At 67.1% G+C, this 22,108-nt stretch carries 17 protein-coding genes and 3 rRNA genes; 13 read left to right on the top strand and 7 right to left on the bottom strand.

Going from position 1 to position 22,108, the window contains the following annotated elements; genetic code table 11:
• Window positions 1-30 precede the first annotated feature (30 nt).
• Window positions 31-363, top strand: coding sequence for an SH3 domain-containing protein (locus ACMTAK_RS23145; protein WP_413807966.1), 333 nt, complete (start codon window positions 31-33; stop codon window positions 361-363).
• Window positions 364-458: 95 nt separating this feature from the next.
• Here the strand turns inward: ACMTAK_RS23145 and ACMTAK_RS23140 are convergent, their stop codons facing one another.
• Window positions 459-2,006, bottom strand: a complete 1,548-nt coding sequence (locus ACMTAK_RS23140) for a SulP family inorganic anion transporter (protein WP_413807965.1) — start codon at window positions 2,004-2,006, stop codon at window positions 459-461.
• A gap of 177 nt (window positions 2,007-2,183) precedes the next feature.
• Complete coding sequence (locus ACMTAK_RS23135) at window positions 2,184-2,570, bottom strand: hypothetical protein (RefSeq protein WP_413807964.1); 387 nt, start codon at window positions 2,568-2,570, stop codon at window positions 2,184-2,186.
• 309 nt (window positions 2,571-2,879) lie between these two features.
• Between ACMTAK_RS23135 and proC the strand changes: the two genes are divergently transcribed.
• Window positions 2,880-3,689, top strand: coding sequence for a pyrroline-5-carboxylate reductase (gene proC / locus ACMTAK_RS23130; RefSeq protein WP_201857140.1), 810 nt, complete (start codon window positions 2,880-2,882; stop codon window positions 3,687-3,689).
• A gap of 40 nt (window positions 3,690-3,729) precedes the next feature.
• On the opposite strand, the gene trpS is transcribed toward proC, so the two are convergent.
• Window positions 3,730-4,749, bottom strand: coding sequence for a tryptophan--tRNA ligase (gene trpS / locus ACMTAK_RS23125; protein ID WP_413807963.1), 1,020 nt, complete (start codon window positions 4,747-4,749; stop codon window positions 3,730-3,732).
• A 729-nt stretch (window positions 4,750-5,478) separates the two neighbouring features.
• Here trpS and ACMTAK_RS23120 point away from each other — a divergent pair.
• The 11 genes from ACMTAK_RS23120 to ACMTAK_RS23070 all read left to right on the top strand — a co-directional run bounded on the left by ACMTAK_RS23120 (window position 5,479) and on the right by ACMTAK_RS23070 (window position 17,671).
• Window positions 5,479-7,005, top strand: a 16S ribosomal RNA gene (locus tag ACMTAK_RS23120).
• Between the two features lie 281 nt (window positions 7,006-7,286).
• Window positions 7,287-10,407: ribosomal RNA gene (locus ACMTAK_RS23115) — 23S ribosomal RNA — on the top strand.
• Between the two features lie 98 nt (window positions 10,408-10,505).
• A 5S ribosomal RNA gene (gene rrf, locus ACMTAK_RS23110) occupies window positions 10,506-10,622 on the top strand.
• The 16S, 23S and 5S rRNA genes sit together here, the layout of an rRNA operon.
• A gap of 76 nt (window positions 10,623-10,698) precedes the next feature.
• Window positions 10,699-11,355 carry an HAD family hydrolase gene (locus tag ACMTAK_RS23105; protein WP_413807962.1) on the top strand — a complete coding sequence of 219 codons (657 nt, stop codon included), beginning with the start codon at window positions 10,699-10,701 and terminating at the stop codon, window positions 11,353-11,355.
• 24 nt (window positions 11,356-11,379) lie between these two features.
• Complete coding sequence (locus ACMTAK_RS23100) at window positions 11,380-12,588, top strand: MFS transporter (protein ID WP_413807961.1); 1,209 nt, start codon at window positions 11,380-11,382, stop codon at window positions 12,586-12,588.
• Window positions 12,557-13,729 carry an acetoin utilization protein AcuC gene (locus ACMTAK_RS23095; RefSeq protein ID WP_413807960.1) on the top strand — a complete coding sequence of 391 codons (1,173 nt, stop codon included), beginning with the start codon at window positions 12,557-12,559 and terminating at the stop codon, window positions 13,727-13,729. Before ACMTAK_RS23100 ends, ACMTAK_RS23095 begins: the two co-directional genes overlap by 32 nt.
• 234 nt (window positions 13,730-13,963) lie before the next feature.
• Window positions 13,964-14,779, top strand: a complete 816-nt coding sequence (locus ACMTAK_RS23090) for a phosphatase (protein ID WP_413807959.1) — start codon at window positions 13,964-13,966, stop codon at window positions 14,777-14,779.
• A gap of 129 nt (window positions 14,780-14,908) precedes the next feature.
• The gene (locus tag ACMTAK_RS23085) at window positions 14,909-15,118 is read left to right on the top strand and encodes a helix-turn-helix domain-containing protein (RefSeq protein WP_014053989.1); all 210 of its coding nucleotides are present in this window, start codon (window positions 14,909-14,911) and stop codon (window positions 15,116-15,118) included.
• Between the two features lie 128 nt (window positions 15,119-15,246).
• Window positions 15,247-15,345, top strand: coding sequence for a 30S ribosomal protein bS22 (locus ACMTAK_RS23080; RefSeq protein ID WP_003948845.1), 99 nt, complete (start codon window positions 15,247-15,249; stop codon window positions 15,343-15,345).
• Window positions 15,346-15,566: 221 nt separating this feature from the next.
• Window positions 15,567-16,610 carry an NAD-dependent epimerase/dehydratase family protein gene (locus tag ACMTAK_RS23075; protein ID WP_413807958.1) on the top strand — a complete coding sequence of 348 codons (1,044 nt, stop codon included), beginning with the start codon at window positions 15,567-15,569 and terminating at the stop codon, window positions 16,608-16,610.
• 14 nt (window positions 16,611-16,624) lie between these two features.
• Entirely contained in the window at window positions 16,625-17,671 is a 1,047-nt protein-coding gene (locus ACMTAK_RS23070; RefSeq protein WP_413807957.1) for a lysophospholipid acyltransferase family protein, read from the top strand.
• Between the two features lie 53 nt (window positions 17,672-17,724).
• Here ACMTAK_RS23070 and ACMTAK_RS23065 read toward each other — a convergent pair whose 3' ends face one another.
• From ACMTAK_RS23065 to ACMTAK_RS23050, 4 genes are all read right to left on the bottom strand, one after another.
• The gene (locus ACMTAK_RS23065; protein ID WP_413807956.1) at window positions 17,725-18,969 is read right to left on the bottom strand and encodes a DUF5667 domain-containing protein; all 1,245 of its coding nucleotides are present in this window, start codon (window positions 18,967-18,969) and stop codon (window positions 17,725-17,727) included.
• 217 nt (window positions 18,970-19,186) lie between these two features.
• Window positions 19,187-19,993, bottom strand: a complete 807-nt coding sequence (locus ACMTAK_RS23060) for an ECF subfamily RNA polymerase sigma factor, BldN family (RefSeq protein ID WP_044571889.1) — start codon at window positions 19,991-19,993, stop codon at window positions 19,187-19,189.
• 516 nt (window positions 19,994-20,509) lie between these two features.
• A complete protein-coding gene (locus ACMTAK_RS23055) occupies window positions 20,510-21,433 on the bottom strand; it encodes an HAD family hydrolase (protein ID WP_413807955.1) in 924 nt (307 codons plus the stop codon).
• 141 nt (window positions 21,434-21,574) lie between these two features.
• Window positions 21,575-21,853: a glutaredoxin family protein gene (locus ACMTAK_RS23050; protein ID WP_413807954.1), complete on the bottom strand. Its 279-nt coding sequence runs from the start codon at window positions 21,851-21,853 to the stop codon at window positions 21,575-21,577.
• Window positions 21,854-22,108 lie beyond the last annotated feature (255 nt).

Below are 22,108 nucleotides of genomic sequence, written 5' to 3'. Positions count from 1 at the left end.
GGAAAGAAGTTCAACGGGGGAGGGGCCGTCATGGCCATCGAAGAGACCGCGGACACCGTAGCCACCACCGACGCCACGGACACCGTCGCGGACTCGGTGGAAACCACCGCCGGAGCGATCACCTATCCGGTCGCGCCCGGCTACCAGCTGAACGTCCGCAGCGGTCCCGGCACCAGCTACCGGCTCGTAAAGGTGCTGCCGTACAACAGCCGGGTCCCGATCCGCTGCCAGCGGCACGGCCAGAAGGTCTCGGGCCCGTACGGCACGTCGGACATCTGGGACAACATCGCCCCGGGGCAGTACGTCTCCGACGTGTATGTGAAGACGGGCAGCGACGGCTTCGTCACCGTGCCCTGCGGCTGACCCACGCGCCCGGCCGGAGCGCAGCCGGCCCCCGGCACCGCGAGTGCGGCGCCGGGGGCCGGGCGACGGAAGGGGGTCTCCCCCTTATATATGGGTTACGCCGGGATCCGCTCCTCGAGCGCGGCGCCCCGCTTGACCACCGCGTTGTGCCGCTCGGTCCAGGTGGCCAGCGCCATCTCGCAGGCGTGGTCCACATGGCGCAGCCCGGTCAGGTCGAGCTCCACCTCGCGCTCACGGGGCAGCCCCTCCAGCTCGTCCAGCAGCTTGGGCAGCCGGAGGAAGGTCGCGTTGCCGCGCACCCGGACGTGCAGGGGCTTCTCGCCGGAGCCGGAGCCGGAGCCGGCACCGGCGTCGTCCTCGCGCCCGGTGACCTCGACATGCACATGCGAGGTCTCCCAGGCGGTCTTGGCCACGGCCATCAGCAGACCGATGATCACGCCCTCGAACATATTGGTGATCACGATCGCGCCGGCGGTGACGATCAGGATGATCGCCTCACCCCGGTGGGCCTTCCACAGCGGCACCAGATCCTTGGTCGGGATCAGCTTCCAGCCGGAGTACACCAGCACACCGGCGAGCGTCGCCACCGGGATGATGCCCAGCGCCGAGGGGAAGAGCACCGCGAAGACCAGCAGCCACACCCCGTGCAGCACCCGCGACGCCTTCGTCTTCGCACCGGCCTGCACATTGGCCGCGCTCCGCACGATCACCGCGGTCATCGGCAGCGCGCCGAGCACACCGCACACCGCGTTGCCCGCGCCCTGCGCCATCAGCTCCTTGTCGTAGTCGGTGCGCGGACCGTCGTGCAGCCGGTCCACCGCCGCGGCGCTGAACAGGCTCTCGGCGGAGGCGATCAGCGTGAACGCGAGCACGGTGCCGATGACGCCCACCTCGGCGAGGGCCTGGAACTCACTGCCGCCGGGCGGCTGGATGGCGTCCAGCAGACCCTTGACCTCGACCCGCGCGATCGGCAGGTCGAAGATCGCGGTCGCGGACGTGGCGAGCGCGACGGCCGCCAGCGGCGCGGGCAGCACCTTGGCGCCCTGGCGGAAGCGCGGCCACAGCACCAGGACGACGATCGTCCCGGCGCCCACGGCGACCGCCTTCAGGGCGTCCGAGGAACCGGCCACATCCCCGATGAGCCCCGGAATGCTGAAGATCTTGTCGAGCCCGCTGCTCGGGGCCTTGGCGTCGGCGAGCGCGTAGAGCTGTCCGGCGATCAGCACCAGGCCGATGCCCGCGAGCATGCCCTGCACCACGGCGATGGAGATCGCCCGGAACCAGCGGCCGAGGCCGAGCGCGCCCATGGCCAGCTGGAGCAGTCCGGAGATGAGGACGAGGGCGCCCAGCGCGGCGACGCCGTATTGCTCCACGGCCTCGTAGACCAGCACGGTCAGACCGGCGGCCGGGCCGGACACCTGCAAGCTGCTGCCTGGCAGAAAGCCGGTGACCAGCCCGCCGACGATGCCGGTGATCAGGCCGAGCTCGGCCGGTACACCGGAGGCGACCGCCACCCCCACGCACAGGGGGACGGCCACCAGGAAGACGACGAGAGAAGCGGTGAAGTCGGCGCGGAAGGTTCCGGCGCCGGATGAGCCTGAGGTGCCTCCGGCACCACGGAAACGGTCAAGAAGATTTCGCATGAGGGTTGCCTCCAGTGCGCCCCGTCACCGGCTCATGGGCAGGCGGGGGCACGGCATAGCGCTACGTCAGTGGGATCGATGGAATCGGTCGCTGGCGGTTGAGATCGCTTGCTGCGAGACGCGTGAAAAGCGTTGAGAAGTGCGTGAGACGGACCGCCGACTACGACGGTGTAGCTCTCAGCAGCGGAAGATCTGGAGGATGACGGGCAATTCGCCCGATCTCGACACCGGAACGGCTTGCCGTCCGGTGACCGAGGTGGAGATGGCGGTACGCGGCACCGGAACACCGGCATCGCAACCGCACACACATCCGTATTTGCCGCTCGGGGTGGGAGCGGTGAGCGGGGCCCTTCCGCGGAGCCCCTTGCAATCTTCGGTTCCGTGGTCGCCGTGCGCGGATACCAATGATTCGGTGGTCGGCCGCGGCTCGGCTGATGTGGTGACGCTGACCGTCTCGGGATGGATGACCTGCGCGGACGCGGAATCAGCCGCGATGAAGAGGGCAAGCAATACGGCAACCGCCGCTACCAGTGCGTGAGCGGTATACCGGATCGTCCTCACCATCGCCCCCCTCCCGTACGTATAGACACCGGCCCCTATTGTGTCCATGAGACCGTGACCATTTGCAAGTCGATATGTAACCAACTTGTGAACTCGGAGTCATCGAACAGGACTGTTTCGTTCCGGGCGCCCTGGTTGGCGCGGGCGCAAAGCCGCTTCCCCGGCACGCCGGGTGGCGGGTAAAAATTAATTCATCGAACAATGAATAATAAATGCATAAGAGCCAGGGGGAATGGGCCGCCCGTGCGAGGATGGCGGAGAACACCTACGCAGCACCCGCACCAGCCGCACAGGCATGAGGAGAGCCGCACCATGACGGAGAAGGTCGCCGTGCTCGGCACGGGAAAGATCGGCGAAGCCCTTCTCAGCGGAATGATCCGAGGCGGCTGGTCACCGTCCGACCTGCTGGTCACGGCCCGCCGCCCCGAGCGCGCCGAGGAACTCCGGTCGCGCTACGGCGTCGAGGCCGTCTCCAACGCCGAGGCCGCCAAGGCCGCCGAGACCCTCATCCTCACCGTCAAACCGCAGGACATGGGCGCCCTGCTCGATGAGCTCGCCCCGCACGTCCCCGCCGACCGGCTGGTCGTCTCCGGTGCCGCCGGCATCCCCACCTCCTTCTTCGAGGCACGCCTGGCCGCCGGCACCCCGGTCGTCCGGGTCATGACCAACACCCCGGCGCTGGTCGACGAGGCCATGTCGGTCATCTCGGCGGGCAGCCACGCCACCGAGGAGCACCTCGCCCACACCGAGGCGATCTTCGGCGGCGTCGGCAAGACGCTGCGCGTCCCCGAGTCCCAGCAGGACGCCGCGACCGCGCTGTCCGGGTCCGGCCCGGCCTACTTCTACTTCCTCGTCGAGGCGATGACCGACGCGGGCATCCTGCTGGGCCTGCCCCGCGACAAGGCCCATGACCTGATCGTCCAGGCGGCCATCGGCGCGGCGGTGATGCTGCGCGACAGCGATCAGCACCCGGTCAAGCTGCGCGAGGCCGTGACCTCCCCGGCGGGCACCACCATCAACGCCATCCGCGAACTGGAGAGCCACGGGGTGCGCGCCGCGCTGATCGCCGCGCTGGAGGCGGCCCGCGACCGCAGCCGCGAGCTCGCCTCCGGCAACAGCTGACAAAGAGTCTGACGGAGAGCCTGACGAAGAGCCGCTTCGCTCAGGCGGGCGGCAGCAGCCCCACCGCCGCATACGCCTCGTCCACCCGGGGCCGGGCCAGCCCACGCGCCCGCTCGGCCCCGGCCCGCAGCACCCCGTCCACATACGACGGGTCGGCGCACAGCTCGGCGTGCCGGGCCTGAAGCGGACGCAGCACCTCCAGCACCGCCTCCGCGGTGGCCCCCTTCAGCGCCCCGTACGAGCTGAACTCCTCGGCCAGCACCTCCGGCTTGCCACCGGTGCACGAGGCGAGAACATCCAGCAGATTGGCCACCCCCGGCTGCTCCGCCCGGTCGTACCGCACCTCGGTGCCGCTGTCCGTGACCGCCCGCATGACCTTCTTCCGCACCACATCCGGCTCGTCGAGCAGATAGACGATGCCCGCCGTCTCCGCGTGCGACTTCCCCATCTTCGAGGTCGGGTCCTGCAGATCCATCACCCGCGCCGAAACGCGCGGACTGGTGGCGCGGGGCACGGTGAAGACCGGTCCGTACCGCTGGTTGAACCGCTGCGCCAGATCCCGGGCCAGCTCCACATGCTGCGTCTGGTCCTCGCCGACCGGCACCTCATGCGTTCCGTAGACGAGGATGTCGGCCGCCATCAGCGCCGGATAGGTGAGCAGCGACAGCCGCACGCTCCCCCCTCTCGCCCGCTCCCGCGCGGACTTCTCCTTGTACTGGATCATCCGCCGCATCTCGCCGTCGGTGGCCGTGCACTCCATGAGATAGGACAGCCGCGCGTGCTCATCCACATGGCTCTGGACGAACAGCGTGCAGAGCTCGGGGTCGAGCCCCGAGGCCAGCAGCAGCGTGGCGGCCTGCCGGGTCAGTCGCCGCACCCGCGCCGGATCGTGCTCCACCGTGAGCGCGTGCAGATCGACGACGCAGAACAGCGCGTCGGCGCGGTGCTGGTCCTCCTGAACCCACCGGCGTACGGCCCCGAGGTAGTTGCCGAGGGTCAGATGCCCGCTCGGTTTGATCCCACTGAAGATCCGGCGCCGTGCCGTCTTCGTCTCTGTCATCTCTCCGCGTCTCCCGCTGTGTCGGGACCGCCGACCCGGTCGGCCGGGATTCGCGGGAGGGAGAAACGCGAACGGCCGCCGGAGCGGCGGCCGTGGTTGCGCATGTGCTCGATAAGGGGCGGCCGCCGTCAGGCGGCCCACCACCGTGGGTGAACACATGCACTCGTCATGCCATGGACAGTACGCCCTGACGGGGGGTCCGGCCATGGGTTTGATGGTCCTCGGGGCGTCGTGTAGTGTTCACCGGGTTGCCACGGAGCCCTGCGGGGAAACGCGGCGACCATCGAGCCGCACCGGCGGCAAACCACTACTGCACGGCCCCTCATCGGGATGGATTTCGGCATGCCGGAATTCGGACCGGGGATCTCGATTATGAGCATCCGGGGGAATCCGCTAAAGTAGTGGACACGCCGGAAGGCGCGAAAGACCCCGCTCCAGCAGGGGGCCGGAAACGGAATTCGGATCGGAAGCGACCGGAAATCGGATCTGGTAAGGTTGGAAACACCGAAGGGAAGCGCCCGGAGAAGCCGGTGAAATGGTTTCGAAGGAAGCGTCCGTTCCTTGAGAACTCAACAGCGTGCTAAAAGTCAACGCCAGATATGTTGATACCCCGTCCATTTTGGACGAGGTTCCTTTGAAGAAAAAACACAGCGAGGACGCTGTGAACCATCGGACTATTCCTCCGGTGGTTCCGCTCTCGTGATGTGTTGCCGGGATAGCCCGGAAGCATTCACGGAGAGTTTGATCCTGGCTCAGGACGAACGCTGGCGGCGTGCTTAACACATGCAAGTCGAACGATGAACCGGTTTCGGCCGGGGATTAGTGGCGAACGGGTGAGTAACACGTGGGCAATCTGCCCTGCACTCTGGGACAAGCCCTGGAAACGGGGTCTAATACCGGATATGACTGCCGGCCGCATGGTCTGGTGGTGGAAAGCTCCGGCGGTGCAGGATGAGCCCGCGGCCTATCAGCTTGTTGGTGGGGTGATGGCCTACCAAGGCGACGACGGGTAGCCGGCCTGAGAGGGCGACCGGCCACACTGGGACTGAGACACGGCCCAGACTCCTACGGGAGGCAGCAGTGGGGAATATTGCACAATGGGCGCAAGCCTGATGCAGCGACGCCGCGTGAGGGATGACGGCCTTCGGGTTGTAAACCTCTTTCAGCAGGGAAGAAGCGCAAGTGACGGTACCTGCAGAAGAAGCGCCGGCTAACTACGTGCCAGCAGCCGCGGTAATACGTAGGGCGCAAGCGTTGTCCGGAATTATTGGGCGTAAAGAGCTCGTAGGCGGCTTGTCGCGTCGGATGTGAAAGCCCGGGGCTTAACCCCGGGTCTGCATTCGATACGGGCAGGCTAGAGTTCGGTAGGGGAGATCGGAATTCCTGGTGTAGCGGTGAAATGCGCAGATATCAGGAGGAACACCGGTGGCGAAGGCGGATCTCTGGGCCGATACTGACGCTGAGGAGCGAAAGCGTGGGGAGCGAACAGGATTAGATACCCTGGTAGTCCACGCCGTAAACGTTGGGAACTAGGTGTGGGCGACATTCCACGTTGTCCGTGCCGCAGCTAACGCATTAAGTTCCCCGCCTGGGGAGTACGGCCGCAAGGCTAAAACTCAAAGGAATTGACGGGGGCCCGCACAAGCGGCGGAGCATGTGGCTTAATTCGACGCAACGCGAAGAACCTTACCAAGGCTTGACATACGCCGGAAAACCCTGGAGACAGGGTCCCCCTTGTGGTCGGTGTACAGGTGGTGCATGGCTGTCGTCAGCTCGTGTCGTGAGATGTTGGGTTAAGTCCCGCAACGAGCGCAACCCTTGTTCTGTGTTGCCAGCATGCCTTTCGGGGTGATGGGGACTCACAGGAGACTGCCGGGGTCAACTCGGAGGAAGGTGGGGACGACGTCAAGTCATCATGCCCCTTATGTCTTGGGCTGCACACGTGCTACAATGGCCGGTACAATGAGCTGCGAAGCCGTGAGGTGGAGCGAATCTCAAAAAGCCGGTCTCAGTTCGGATTGGGGTCTGCAACTCGACCCCATGAAGTCGGAGTCGCTAGTAATCGCAGATCAGCATTGCTGCGGTGAATACGTTCCCGGGCCTTGTACACACCGCCCGTCACGTCACGAAAGTCGGTAACACCCGAAGCCGGTGGCCCAACCCTTGTGGAGGGAGCCGTCGAAGGTGGGACTGGCGATTGGGACGAAGTCGTAACAAGGTAGCCGTACCGGAAGGTGCGGCTGGATCACCTCCTTTCTAAGGAGCGCATAGCCGACTGCAGGCAAGTGTCCTGCACGGTTGCTCATGGGTGGAACGTTGACTATTCGGCATTGTTTCGGATGTTTCTTCTGTTAGTACTGCTTCGGCGTGGAACACAGGGTAAGCGGACAGGCGATGTCGGGCACGCTGTTGGGTGTCTGAAGGTACGGGCAGGAATGCTTGTTTCTTCGGCCGGTCCCGGTGTACCACGTTTTTGAGTGTGGGTGACGGGGTACGGGTCGTTGTTTGAGAACTGCACAGTGGACGCGAGCATCTGTGGCCAAGTTTTTAAGGGCGCACGGTGGATGCCTTGGCACCAGGAACCGATGAAGGACGTGGGAGGCCGCGATAGGCCCCGGGGAGCTGTCAACCGAGCTTTGATCCGGGGGTGTCCGAATGGGGAAACCCGGCAGTCGTCATGGGCTGTCACCCATACCTGAACACATAGGGTATGTGGAGGGAACGCGGGGAAGTGAAACATCTCAGTACCCGCAGGAAGAGAAAACAACCGTGATTCCGGGAGTAGTGGCGAGCGAAACTGGATGAGGCTAAACCGTATGTGTGTGATACCCGGCAGGGGTTGCGCGTACGGGGTTGTGGGTTCGTACTTCAGTCGTCTGCCGGCGGCTGGGTGAGTCAGAAATTGTTGATGTAGGCGAAGGGCATGCGAAAGGCCCGGCGTAGAGGGTAAGACCCCCGTAGCTGAAATGTCAGCAACTTGCTTGTGCGATACCCAAGTAGCACGGGGCCCGAGAAATCCCGTGTGAATCTGGCGGGACCACCCGCTAAGCCTAAATATTCCCTGGTGACCGATAGCGGATAGTACCGTGAGGGAATGGTGAAAAGTACCGCGGGAGCGGAGTGAAATAGTACCTGAAACCGTGTGCCTACAAGCCGTGGGAGCGTCGGACATCAGCTTGCTGGTGTCTCGTGACTGCGTGCCTTTTGAAGAATGAGCCTGCGAGTTTGCGGTGTGTTGCGAGGTTAACCCGTGTGGGGAAGCCGTAGCGAAAGCGAGTCCGAATAGGGCGGTTTAGTAGCGCGCTCAAGACCCGAAGCGGAGTGATCTAGCCATGGGCAGGTTGAAGCGGAGGTAAGACTTCGTGGAGGACCGAACCCACCAGGGTTGAAAACCTGGGGGATGACCTGTGGTTAGGGGTGAAAGGCCAATCAAACTCCGTGATAGCTGGTTCTCCCCGAAATGCATTTAGGTGCAGCGTCGTGTGTTTCTTGCCGGAGGTAGAGCACTGGATAGGCGATGGGCCCTACCGGGTTACTGACCTTAGCCAAACTCCGAATGCCGGTAAGTGAGAGCGCGGCAGTGAGACTGTGGGGGATAAGCTCCATGGTCGAGAGGGAAACAGCCCAGAGCATCGACTAAGGCCCCTAAGCGTACGCTAAGTGGGAAAGGATGTGGAGTCGCAGAGACAACCAGGAGGTTGGCTTAGAAGCAGCCATCCTTGAAAGAGTGCGTAATAGCTCACTGGTCAAGTGATTCCGCGCCGACAATGTAGCGGGGCTCAAGCGTACCGCCGAAGTCGTGTCATTGCAGCATGTGGTCCAACGGCCGTTGTGATGGGTAGGGGAGCGTCGTGTGCCGGGTGAAGCAGCCGTGTAAGCGAGTTGTGGATGGTTCACGAGTGAGAATGCAGGCATGAGTAGCGATACACACGTGGGAAACGTGTGCGCCGATTGACTAAGGGTTCCTGGGTCAAGCTGATCTGCCCAGGGTAAGTCGGGACCTAAGGCGAGGCCGACAGGCGTAGTCGATGGACAACCGGTTGATATTCCGGTACCCGCTTTGAAACGCCCAGTATCGAATCCTCTGATGCTAAGGCCGTGAAGCCGTCCTGGATCCTTCGGGTGAAGGGGAGTGGTGGAGCCGCCGGTCCAAGGTGGTAGTAGGTAAGTGATGGGGTGACGCAGGAAGGTAGTCCAGCCCGGGCGGTGGTTGTCCCGGGGTAAGGGTGTAGCCCGAGGGGTAGGTAAATCCGTCTCTCATGTGGGTGAGACCTGATGCCGAGCCGATTGTGGTGAAGTGGATGATCCTATGCTGTCGAGAAAAGCCTCTAGCGAGTTTCATGGCGGCCCGTACCCTAAACCGACTCAGGTGGTCAGGTAGAGAATACCGAGGCGTTCGGGTGAACTATGGTTAAGGAACTCGGCAAAATGCCCCCGTAACTTCGGGAGAAGGGGGGCCATTGCTGGTGATGGGACTTTGCTCCTTGAGCTGGTGGTGGCCGCAGAGACCAGCGAGAAGCGACTGTTTACTAAAAACACAGGTCCGTGCGAAGCCGTAAGGCGATGTATACGGACTGACGCCTGCCCGGTGCTGGAACGTTAAGGGGACCGGTTAGTGGGGTTTTGGCTCCGCGAAGCTGAGAACTTAAGCGCCAGTAAACGGCGGTGGTAACTATAACCATCCTAAGGTAGCGAAATTCCTTGTCGGGTAAGTTCCGACCTGCACGAATGGCGTAACGACTTCTCGACTGTCTCAACCATAGGCCCGGTGAAATTGCATTACGAGTAAAGATGCTCGTTTCGCGCAGCAGGACGGAAAGACCCCGGGACCTTTACTATAGCTTGATATTGGTGTTCGGTTCGGCTTGTGTAGGATAGGTGGGAGACTGTGAAGCATTGACGCCAGTTAGTGTGGAGTCGTTGTTGAAATACCACTCTGGTCGTGCTGGATGTCTAACCTGGGTCCGTGATCCGGATCAGGGACAGTGTCTGGTGGGTAGTTTAACTGGGGCGGTTGCCTCCTAAAGGGTAACGGAGGCGCCCAAAGGTTCCCTCAGCCTGGTTGGCAATCAGGTGTTGAGTGTAAGTGCACAAGGGAGCTTGACTGTGAGACCGACGGGTCGAGCAGGGACGAAAGTCGGGACTAGTGATCCGGCGGTGGCTTGTGGAAGCGCCGTCGCTCAACGGATAAAAGGTACCCCGGGGATAACAGGCTGATCTTCCCCAAGAGTCCATATCGACGGGATGGTTTGGCACCTCGATGTCGGCTCGTCGCATCCTGGGGCTGGAGTCGGTCCCAAGGGTTGGGCTGTTCGCCCATTAAAGCGGTACGCGAGCTGGGTTTAGAACGTCGTGAGACAGTTCGGTCCCTATCCGCTGTGCGCGTAGGAGTCTTGAGAAGGGCTGTCCCTAGTACGAGAGGACCGGGACGGACGAACCTCTGGTGTGCCAGTTGTTCTGCCAAGGGCATGGCTGGTTGGCTACGTTCGGGAGGGATAACCGCTGAAAGCATCTAAGCGGGAAGCCTGCTTCGAGATGAGGGCTCCCACCCACTTGATGGGTTAAGGCTCCCAGTAGACGACTGGGTTGATAGGCCAGATATGGAAGCCGGGTGACCGGTGGAGTTGACTGGTACTAATAGGCCGAGGGCTTGTCCTCAGGTGCTCGCGTCCACTGTGTTGGTTCTGAAGCAACGAACCGTCCGACCCCCATATGCGTATGGATGTGTATGGGTCCGGTTTGGTGTTTCATAGTGTTTCGGTGGTCATTGCGTTAGGGAAACGCCCGGTTACATTCCGAACCCGGAAGCTAAGCCTTTCAGCGCCGATGGTACTGCAGGGGGGACCCTGTGGGAGAGTAGGACGCCGCCGAACAAATTTTACGAAAAGCCCGGTTGGGAGCTTCGGCTCTCAATCGGGCTTTTCTCATTTCTGTTTGTAGGCTGACCGTATGCGCTATGACCTGGTCATCTTCGACAACGACGGAGTGCTCGTCGACAGCGAGCCCATCTCCAACCGGCTTCTCGCCGCCTACCTCACGGAGTTGGGGCACCCCACCAGCTACGAGGACTCCATACGCGACTACATGGGCTCCGCCATGCATCGCATCCACGACCTGGTCCTCGAGCGCTCGGGCCGGCGGCTTCCGCCGGACTTCGACAGCACCTTTCACGGCCGGGTCTTCGACGCCTTCCGCCGTGAGCTGCGGCCGGTGGCCGGTGTGGCCGAGGTTCTGGAGAAGCTGCGGGCCGACGGCGTTCCGTACTGTGTCGCCTCCTCCGGAAGCCATGAGCGCATCCGCGTCGCCCTCCGCACGACCGGGCTGTACGACCTCTTCGGTGAGGACCACATCTTCAGCTCCGAGGACGTGGGCCGGGGCAAGCCCGCCCCGGATTTGTTTCTGCACGCGGCCGAGCGCATGGGCGTGGCGCCCGAGCGCTGTGCCGTCGTCGAGGACAGCCCGCTGGGGGTGCGGGCCGCCCTGGCCGCCGGGATGGATGTGTACGGCTACACGGCCATGACACCCGCCGCCAAACTCTCCGCGGCCCGGGGCCTCTTCATGGAGATGGCCGAGCTGCGAGGGGTGCTCACCTCTACCCACAAGTAGCCCGGGGCCGTACGCTCCACGGCCATGACGGATTCGCGTCCGAGCCGCCGGTTCCGGCAAGGCCGGGCCTCATTGGCCATCAGCTTCTTCGTCCAGGGCGCGATCTTCGCTCTGCTGGTGACGCGCATACCCGCGCTCCAGGACCGGTACGGGATATCCGATGGGCTGCTGCCCCTCTTCCTGGCCGCCGTACCGATCCTCGCCGGTGTGGGCAGCGTCGCCACCGAGCATCTCGTCAAGCGGATGCGTCCGGGGCTGGTCCTCCGCGTGGTGCAGCCCATCGTCTCCCTCGCCCTGCTGTCCGCCGGATCGGGGACGGCGGTGTGGCAGCTCGCCGTGGCGCTCGCGGTGTTCGGGCTGACGGTCGGGGCGCTCGACGCGTCGATGAACATGCTCGGGGTGAGCCTCCAGCGCGCGTACGGACGCAGCATCATGCTCGGCTTCCATGGCGCGTACAGCCTGGGCGGGATCGCCGGGGCCTCGCTCGCCTGGGCGGGGGCGCACTGGGACCTGCCGCTGCCCACGCTCTATGCGCCGCTGGTGGCCACCCTGGTGCCCGTCGCGCTGATCGCCAGCCGCTGGTACGTCGATCACCAGGGCGCCGAGCCGACCGAAGCGGTGAGGGTCGAGACCACCGTGAGCATGCGGGCGCTGCTGCCGCTCTGTCTCGTCATGGCCTTCGCCTACATCGGCGACTCCACCGTCTCCAACTGGAGCGCCAAGTATCTGGAGGACGTGCTGCACAGCTCCGAGCAGCTGGCCACGGTCCCGTACAACGTCTATATGGTCACCACGCTGCTCGGCCGCTCCTTCGGCGACCTCGGGGTGCGGCGCTTCGGCGCGGTCGCCATGGTCCGGACCGGGGCGCTGCTCGCGGGCGGGGGCTTCGCCGTGGTGGCGGCGGCGCCCGGCGCCTGGGTGGGGATGGCCGGGTTCACGCTGCTGGGGCTCGGGTTGTGCGTACTGGTGCCGCAGACCTTCGCGGCCGCGGGGAGGCTCTTCCCCGGGGCGTCCGATGCCGCCGTCGCGCGCCTCAACATCTTCAACTATGTGGGCTTCCTCATCGGCTCCCCGCTCGTCGGCGCGCTCGGCGGGGCGTGGAACTACCGTGCGGCGATGCTGGTGCCGATGGCGCTCGTGCTGATGACGATCCGGTACGCGAGGTCGTTCAGCCCTGTACCAGCCGGATACGGTGACGGGCATGAGCGGCCGCGCACAGTTGATGTGGGATGAGGAAGTAACCGGATACGACTTCGGCGCCGGGCATCCGATGGACCCGGTGCGGTTGGCGCTGACCATGCGGTTGGTGCAGGCGTACGGACTGGACCGGGCGGTCCGGGTGGTGGCCGCCAAGCCGGCCGGGGAGTCGACGCTGCGCCTGGTCCACGGGCAGGAGTACATCGAGGCGGTACGACGCGCCTCGGCCGCCCCTGAGGCGGCGGACGGCTCCTACGGCCTCGGGACGATCGACGATCCGGCCTTCGCGGGGATGCACGAGGCGTCCTCGCTGATCGCCGGGCAGTCGGTGGGCGCGGCCGAGGACGTCTGGCGCGGGGAGGCGCTGCACGCGGTGAACTTCGCGGGCGGGCTGCACCACGCCATGCCGCGGGGCGCGTCCGGGTTCTGCATCTACAACGACGCGGCGCTGGCGATCGCGCGGCTCCTGGAGCTGGGGGCGGAGCGGGTCGCGTACGTGGATGTGGACGTCCACCACGGGGACGGGGTGCAGGCGGTCTTCTGGGACGATCCGCGAGTGCTGACGATCTCGCTGCACGAGCACCCCCGGACGCTGTTCCCACAGACCGGCTGGCCCGAGGAGGCGGGCGGGGAGGGCGCCGAGGGCTCCGCGGTCAATCTGGCGCTCCCGGCCGGGACCTCGGACGCGGGCTGGCTGCGGGCCTTCCACGCGGTGGTGCCGGAGCTGCTGGCGGCGTTCCGTCCCCAGGTACTGGTGACCCAGCACGGCGCCGACACCCATGTCGAGGACCCGCTGGCCCACTTGGCGGTGACCGTCGACGCGCAGCGGGCGGTCGCCGAGAGCTGTCACCGGCTGGCGCACGAGCACGCGGACGGGCGCTGGGTGGCGCTCGGGGGCGGAGGCTACGCGGTGGTCGACGTGGTGCCGCGGTCCTGGACGCATCTGGTCGCGATCGCGGCCGGGCGGCCGGTGGAGGCCACCACGCCGGTGCCGGAGGAGTGGCGCGCGGAGGTGTACCGGCGGACCCGGATGGACGCGCCGCGGCGGATGACGGACGGGCGGGAGCCGGACTGGCAGGACTTCCACGAGGCCGGGTACGACCCCGCGGACCGGCTGGACCAGGCGATCCTGGCGACGCGCCGGGCCGTCTTCCCACACCACGGGCTGCTGCCGTAGAACGCCCCGTACGACGGCCGCGCCCTGGGGGTGTGCGACGGTACGCGTACGCCTGCGGCGGGCTGTTCCCCTCCCCGCCCCTTCCCGCAACTGGGGCTCCGCCTCCGGACCCCCGGGGTCCGGAGGCGAAGCCCCTGCCACGCGGCGGACACCCCGTAGCGGCCGTTACGCCAACCGTGGGGTCTGTCCGCGTATCCGGGCGGCCGAGGGGGTGGGTCCGCCAGCATCGGTGGGGTGTTGAGTACCGCGGCGCTGCGCGCGCATCTGCTGGCGGCGCGGCTCGCCGGGCCCGTGTCCACGAGCCGGGAGGAGAGCCTGCGCCGCTATCGGCTCTTCGCGGCCCGGGACCCCCGGGTGCTGCTCGGGTTGGAGCCCGAACACGACTGGTCCTTTATGGAATTGCTCGGCCTAATGGGCGAGAAATGCGGAGTTTCGATCGATCCGGCCAATGTTTCGGGGCCGGATGTGATCGATCCGGAGCTGACGATCGCCGCGCTGGACGCCTTCGCGGACCGGCTGCGCGGTGCCGTCCGGGACCGGCTCCCGGTGCTCCTCGGCACCGGCCATCCCCACCGCCTCCTCGGCTTCTACGCCGCGTTGGCGTCGGCGCTCTCGGCGGCGGGCTGCCGTGTCCTCACTCCCGCGCAGGGTAGATGTATCGACATAACGACGCGGTTCGGCGTACGTACCCACCGGCTCACCTACGTACGAGGTGTCGCGATGGTGCGGGCGCCCGGCGCTCGCCCGACCGCGAGTGAGCCGGGCGCCCACAGCCATTCGCCGCTCCCGGTTCGGGTCGCGCTCGGCTGTGCGGCGGAGTCCGGCGGGCCCCTGCCGGGGCTCGTGATCGGGGACCACGGATGGGTCTGCGGAGCAGGTCAGCTGGGCTTTGAGGCCATCGGGCCAGGGGACACGGACGACCCCGCGCTGTTCGTCGGGGAGGCCGAGGGACGGGTGTCCGTCGCCGTTCCGCTTGATGACGGTGTGCGGTCTGGTTACTACCGGCCGATTACTCGCTATGTACTCAATCGAGCGTGTCTGTCACAGTAGGCGTCCGATCGCTACTCCTCTTCCCCACTTGCATCACCCGCCCCTAACCTGGGGTGGAGCGCGCATGCGACCAGGAGTCACCGGAGGGGAAGCCGGTGCCCGACATGTGCGGAAGGTTCAGGTGTTGTCATGGCTGCTGGCGAACGGCCTCTGAACGAGGTTCAGTTTCTGACCGTGGCGGAAGTCGCCTCGGTGATGCGAGTGTCCAAGATGACCGTGTACCGCTTGGTGCACAGTGGTCATCTGCCGGCGATCCGGGTGGGCAGGTCTTTCCGGGTCCCAGAGCAAGCGGTTCATGAATACCTCCGCGAATCGTATGTGGGGGTGGAGTCCGCCTAGGCCGTTTCCGGGCCCGGGGAGGACCCTCGGATTACGTGGTTCGCTCGGCGCCGGGTAGGCTGGCCCGATGTAGGTCGTGTGGGCTCGGACGCCCCGCACCGAGTGAATCGAAGTGAGCGAGGGTAGTCGTGGGCTCTGTTATCAAGAAGCGGCGCAAGCGGATGGCCAAGAAGAAGCACCGCAAGCTGCTCAAGCGCACGCGCGTCCAGCGTCGCAACAAGAAGTAAGCAAGCGACGCTGTGTTCGTCCCGCAGCCCTTCCACCACCGGTGGGAGGGCTGCGGTGCGTGGGTGGCACCGGCTTGAAGTGCCTGAAGCCACGTCCGCCCCGTTGGCCCCGGCTCAAAAGGTCGCACCGCGCGGCGAGTGGTCATCACAGCGCAACATCGAACGGTTACGGTGTTCGGCACAGCCCAGCTCGGACGAGGGTGGGAAGGAAGGCGCTGATCTTGGGAAAGGTCGTGCTCGTCACCGGAGTCGCTCGCCGGCTGGGAGGCCGTTTCGTCCGGCGCATACAGCGCGAACCCGATGTGGAGCGGGTGATCGGCGTGGACGCCGTGTCCCCCGAACACCACCTCGGCGGCGCCGACTTCGTCCGGGCCGATATCCGTCATCCCACGATCGGGAAACTGCTCGCCGAATACGGCGTCCACACCGTCGTCCACATGGATATCAACGGCACTCCGCTGGGCGCGCGCGGCAATCGCGCCTCGGTCAAGGAGACCAATGTCATCGGCACCATGCAGCTGCTCGGCGCCTGCCAGAAGGCCCCGTCGGTGCAGCGGCTGGTGGTGAAGTCCAGCACCAATGTGTACGGCTCCGCGCCCCGCGACCCCGCCGTCTTCAGCGAGACCACCCCGCCCAAATCGCTCCCCAGCGGTGGCTTCGCCAAGGACACCGTCGAGGTCGAGGGATATGTCCGCGGCTTCGCCCGGCGCCGCCCCGATGTCGCGGTGTGCGTGCTGCGCTTCGCCAACATCCTGGGGCCGTGCGCGGACTCCCCGCTCGCCGAGTACTTCGCGCTGCCGGTGCTGCCCACCGTCATCGGCTACGACCCACGGCTCCAGTTCGTCCATGAGAAGGACGCCATCGAGGTACTGCGGATCGCGGCCTCCGAGCCGCGCCGGTCCACGCTCAACAGCGGCACGTTCAACATCGCCGGGGACGGGGTGCTGCTGCTCTCCCAGGCCGCCCGGCGGCTCGGCCGCCCGACCCTGCCGCTGCTGCTGCCCACCCTGCGCTGGGCCCGCACCGCGCTGCGGTCCCTCGGCATCACCGACTTCTCGCCCGAGCAGATCCGGCTGCTCACCCACGGCCGGGTCGTGGCCACCACCCAGATGCGCGAGACCCTGGGATTCGAACCCGAGCACACCACCGCCGGCGCCCTCGCGGACTACGCGCACAGCCGCGGCCCCGGGCTGCTCCCGCCCGAGACCCTCGCCCGTAACATCGACCGGCTCGCCGCGCTGCTGCCCGTCGGCGCCCAGCCTTAAGGAGCGCAACCACCATGGCGGACGCCAAGGTCATTCCGTTCGGTGAGGAACCCCGGTCGTCCCGGAAGAAGGTCCCCCGGCTGGGCCGCGGCGGCCGCTCCCAGGGCTCGCTCAAGCCCGTACCGCAGCAGCGCGACGAGGCGCTCGAGCAGCGCCCCCAGACGGCGGCCGCGGCCGTGCCGCCCCTGCCGCCCGGCTCGCCCAAGCCCGCCCCGGGCAGCGGCGACTGGGAGCGCAAGCTGGCCCACGGGCTGAGCTTTCTGCGCCGCCGGATCACCGGGGACTACGAGGTCGACGACTTCGGCTACGACCGCGATCTGACCGAGCAGGTGCTGATGTCCCTGCTCCGCCCGCTGTCCGGCAAGTACTTCCGGGTCGAGGTGAAGGGGATCGAGAACATCCCCGACAGCGGCGGCGCGCTCGTCGTCGCCAACCACTCCGGGGTACTGCCGCTGGACGGGCTGATGCTCCAGGTCGCCGTGCACGACAACCACCCGGCCAAGCGCCATCTGCGGCTGCTCGCGGCCGATCTGGTCTTCATGCTCCCGGTCATCAACGAGCTGGCCCGCAAGGCCGGGCACACCCTCGCCTGCGCCGAGGACGCCCAGCTGCTGCTGGAGCGCGGCGAGGTGGTCGGGGTGATGCCGGAGGGCTTCAAGGGGATCGGCAAGCCGTTCTCGGAGCGGTACAAGCTGCAACGCTTCGGGCGGGGCGGCTTCGTCTCGACGGCGCTGCGCGCGGGGGCGCCGATCGTGCCGTGCTCGATCGTGGGCGCGGAGGAGATCTACCCGATGGTGGGGAACGCGAAGACCCTGGCCCGGCTGCTCGGCATTCCGTACTTCCCGATCACGCCGACCTTCCCGCTGCTCGGGCCGCTGGGCGCGGTGCCGCTGCCGACGAAGTGGACCATCCAGTTCGGCGAGCCCATCCCCACCGACGGGCATCCGCCGGAGGCGGCGGACGACCCGATGCTGATGTTCAACCTGACCGACCAGGTACGAGAAACGATCCAGCACACGCTCTATAAGCTGCTCGTCCAGCGGCGGTCGGTGTTCTTCTGACGGCTTGGTCCCTGGGGGGTGGTGTGCGCCGTACACCACCCCCCAGGGCTTCTTCACCTCGTGTCGTCGCCGTCGATGCTCAGGCCCGGCAGCAGGTCCGGGAGCAGCGGGGGGATGGTGATGTCCGGCTGGGACGGCTTGCTGCCCGGGTCGCCCTTGCCCGTGGACGGGCTGGGGCTGGATCCGCCGCCGAGTGGCGGGTCCAGCAGGTCACCGGCCCCGCCCACCAGGCCGCCGCTCTGGCTGTGGGTGATCGCCGAGGTCGACGGGCGCGGGTGGGGGGCCGTCTTCTCGTCGGTGCGACTGCCGCTCGGGGTGGCCGAGGCGGACGCCGGGCGGTCGTCCGGGTCCATCCCGCCCGCGCGCTGCGGCGTGTGGCCGGTCTGCGGGCCGGACTGGGCCTGCTGCTCCTTCTTCGTGGGCAGCAACGCCCGCAGCGGACCGACCTCTTGGTCTATGGCGTCGAAGACCGAGCTCACCTCGTCGCCGACGTCCATGAGCTGGACCGGCAGCTGCCCGCGCAGTCGGCTCCAGCCGTCGCGGTGGGCCTGGGAGAAGGTGGACAGCTGCTGGATCGGGCCGAGCGAGCCGTCGCGCTCATAGACCTGGTGCAGCAGCCGGTGGCCCTCGGAGGCGTCATGGCGCATCCCGGCCAGGACCCGGCGGATCTCGCCCAGCGAGTCATGGTCCAGATCGCCGGTGCGGGTCCGCTCCATCAGGCGGCGCGCCTCGCTCATCCGGGTGGACGCCTGGTCCAGATAGATCCGGCCCCGGTCGGCGTCGCCGTCCGCCATCTCGAGCTTGAGGTCTTCCATACCGCGCTTGAACCCGTAGAGGGTGTCGCCCGGCAGCGCGTTCGAGCTGGCCGTGGCGACGCCGCCGAACGCGCCCGCCGCCACGCCGACCGTGAGCCCCCCGGCCGCGAGCCCCTTGGACCAGCGGGAACGGGGGCGGAATCTTGCCACCGGGGGTTTGGCCCGGTGGGCGCCGCTGGGGCGGCGGCGCTGCTCGGGCACGCGCGGCGCCCCCTCGGCGAAGGCCGCCTCCATGGCGGCGACCAGCTGCGCCCGCTGGGTGGCGCGGACCTCCGGGTCCAATGTCGGTGCCGGCAGCTCGCCCAGCCCGCTCGCCAGGGCCAGCAGCCGTCTCCGCTCGGCGCTCTCCGCCGGTGGGGAACCTGGCTGTTGCTGCGGCGTCTCGTCCCGGGCGGCCTGGTGGTTGCTCTCCAGGGCCTCCAGGGCCTCCAGGGCCTTGGCGAAGGCGTTCGCCCGCCGGTGTGCCGATACGTTCGCGATCACAGGCGGCACCTCCTCTCGTCGTGACGGTCGACTCCCCAGGACACCCGAGGGTTCCGTGCCATGCGCGCATCCACCCGATCGGGTGAGTGGATCACGGGCAGGGTACGACCACAAGGCGCCTGCATCCCCCACAACGAGCGGCGCAGCACCCGGGTTACGCCCTCCCCGAGGGCCCTCCCCACTGGCGGACGGACCGTGGCCCGGAGGCTACGGGCGGTCAGCGGGCGTCGTCCGGGAGAAGCCGGGCCAGGGTGCGTACGGCCCGGTACTGAAGCGTTTTGATCGCACCCTCGTTCTTCCCCATGACCCGGGCGGTCTCGGCGACCGAGAGGCCCTGGAGGAAGCGGAGCGTCACGCACTCCTGCTGCTGCGGGTTGAGTTTGCGCACCGCCTGCAGCAGGGCGGCGTTGGACAGCGATTCGAGGACGGAGTCCTCGGGGCTGCGCTCGACCTCGTTGGCGTCCAGCATCTCGCCGGTGGTGACCTCCAGCCGGAAGCGGCTGGACTTGAAGTGGTCGGCGACGAGGTTGCGGGCGATGGTCACCAGCCAGGCGCCGAAGTCGCGGCCCTGCCAGGTGAAGGTGCCGATGCGGCGCAGGGCGCGCAGGAACGTCTCGCTGGTGAGGTCCTCGGCCGTGGCCCGGCCGCCCACCCGGTAGTAGATGTAGCGGTAGACCGTGTCGGCGTACTGGTCGTAGAGCCTGCCGAACGCCTCGGCCTCCCCGGCCTGGGCGCGCTCGACGAGGTCCATCATGCGGCGGCTGTCGCTGTCGGCGCCGGGGCGCCGGGCGGTGGGGGTGGAGCCGCGGGAGCGTCTGCTGACCGCGGCACCGCCGTCCGCCAGGGCGTAGCACGGACCGGCCTGGCCGGGGCGGTCGACCGTGCCGACGGCTGGGCTGACGGGCTGTGGGGTGGCGAGGGCGGGGACGGCATACGCGGTGGGGACGAAGCCGCGCAGACAGTCGAGGACCGTTGCGCGCAGCGTAGCCAGGCCCGAGGCGTCAACCCCGACGTGTGGGTACACGGGACTCCCAGAGGCAGAGCTTCCATCACGTGCAGTACGGGACCGTCACCCGCCGTAGGGACGCGTGGGTACCGGTTTGCGTTTAAGGAGGATAACGCTTCGTACAGGCGGCACTACACCCAGTTGCTCAAATCATCGTTTCCGTTCGCTCTGTTATGGATTGATGACGCATCAAGTATCGAATGCGTACCGCCAATTGACCGGAACCGTTCGTGGGTTGTGCGATTGTGTGGCGTGTTGTGACAAAGCGGCGGTAAGGGGACTGGCGGGGGCGCTGTGGGGTAGGAAGTGCGGAATGACCGAAACAGGGCGGGCGCGTTCGGTTGGTGACGCTGTGTATCGATGGGCACGTCGTCACGGAGCGCGATCGGCGGTCAGTCGTGACCGCCCTCGGTCACGGTCGTGCGCAGGCGGTCAGCACCGCCCGAACGGGGCACTCCGGAAGGGGTTCAGCGGGAGGTCAGGCGGGGGATCAGGGGCCGGACGGGGGCCTGAGCGGGACTCGGCCGCCGGTGGTCAGTGGCGCCGGCGGTGCAGGGCCACGGCGGCCGCCGTGCCGCCCGCCACCGCGCCCACCCCGGCCGCCGCCGGGATGCCGATCTTGGCCGCTTTACGCCCGGTGCGGTAGTCGCGCAGCCGCCAGCCGTGCTCACGGGCGTGCCTGCGCAGCCGGGTGTCCGGATTCACCGCGTACGGATGGCCCACGATCGACAGCATCGGGATGTCGTTGGCGGAGTCGCTGTAGGCCGCGCAGCGGGTCAGGTCCAGTCCCTCGGCCCCCGCCAGCGCCCGTACGGCCTCGGCCTTGGCCGGGCCGTGCAGCGGCTCGCCGACCAGCCGGCCGGTGTAGACGCCGCCCACCGACTCGGCCACCGTGCCCAGCGCCCCGGTCAGCCCCAGTCGCCGGGCGATGATCGTCGCGGTCTCGACCGGCGCGGCGGTCACCAGCCAGACCCGCTGCCCGGCGTCCAGATGGGCCTGGGCGAGGGCCCGGGTGCCGGGCCAGATGCGGTCGGCCATGTACTCGTCGTAGATCTCCTCACCGATCGACATCAGCTCGGAGACCCGGTGGCCCTTGACGATGGACAGGGCGCTGCTGCGCACGTCCTCCATATGCGCCGGGTCCTCGACCCCGGCCATCCGGAACCAGGCCTGCTGCCAGGCGAAGCGGGCGAGTTCGCGCTTGCGGAAGAAGTGCCGCTTGTAGAGGCCGCGGCCGAAGTGGAAGAGCGCGGCGCCCTGCATGACCGTGTTGTCCAGGTCGAAGAAGGCGGCGGCCCGCTCGTCCCCGACGACGGGGAACTCCGGTTCGGCGGGGGGCCGCGCCGCGGGGGTCTCGGCCGACGACTTGCGCGCGGCCTCGGCCGATGCCTCTCCGGCGAGGACACTCCGCTCGGTGGCGGGTCGTCGGCGTCGGGTGAACCATCCCAGTGCGGCCATGGGGCGAGCATAGCCAGCGCTCCGGCGCATCCCGTTACGCCCGGGTGTCGGGCCGATTCAGGTTACGCGAAAGGGGCGCGCGCAAGTGAGGCGTGAAAGGGAGGCGCGCAAGAGTGGCACGGCCCGGTGCGGGGGCCGGAATCAGCCGCCGAGCGCGGTGCGCAGCCGCTGGGGGTTCACCCGCCAGAAGTCGTGCTGCTCGCCGTCGATCAGCACCACCGGGATCTGCTCCCAGTAGGCGCGGTACAGCTCCTCGTCCTGGGTGATGTCCTTCTTCTCCCAGGGGGTGCCCAGCTCGCCGCAGACCTTCTCGACCACGGCCTCGGCGTCCTCGCACAGATGGCAGTCGGGCTTGCCGATCAGCGTGACCGTGCGCTCGGTGGGCTTCTTCCGCGGGGTGCGGCGCAGCAACGGGCTCATGTTCACCATTCTGCCCGTCCGCGCGAGCGGCGGGCCCGCTCCCGACGAGTTCGGAAGTGGGCTCTCGGTCGATTACGATCGTGGGCGTTTTGTTGCTGTCCGGGGGTAAAAAGGTGAGGAGTGAGGGCCTGTGCTCCCGTCGGCGGCCCAGCGGGGCGAGTGTGCCCGCGGGAAACGGTGCGACGCAGGTAGTGGTTCCGCGGCTGGCTCGATAAGGCGCGTGACACCGGTCACTTTGCTCGGACAAAGCGGACA

Source organism: Streptomyces lacaronensis (genome assembly GCF_047337785.1).
Lineage (GTDB): Bacteria > Actinomycetota > Actinomycetes > Streptomycetales > Streptomycetaceae > Streptomyces > Streptomyces lycopersici.
This window is presented reverse-complemented; position numbering and strand designations above follow the sequence as displayed.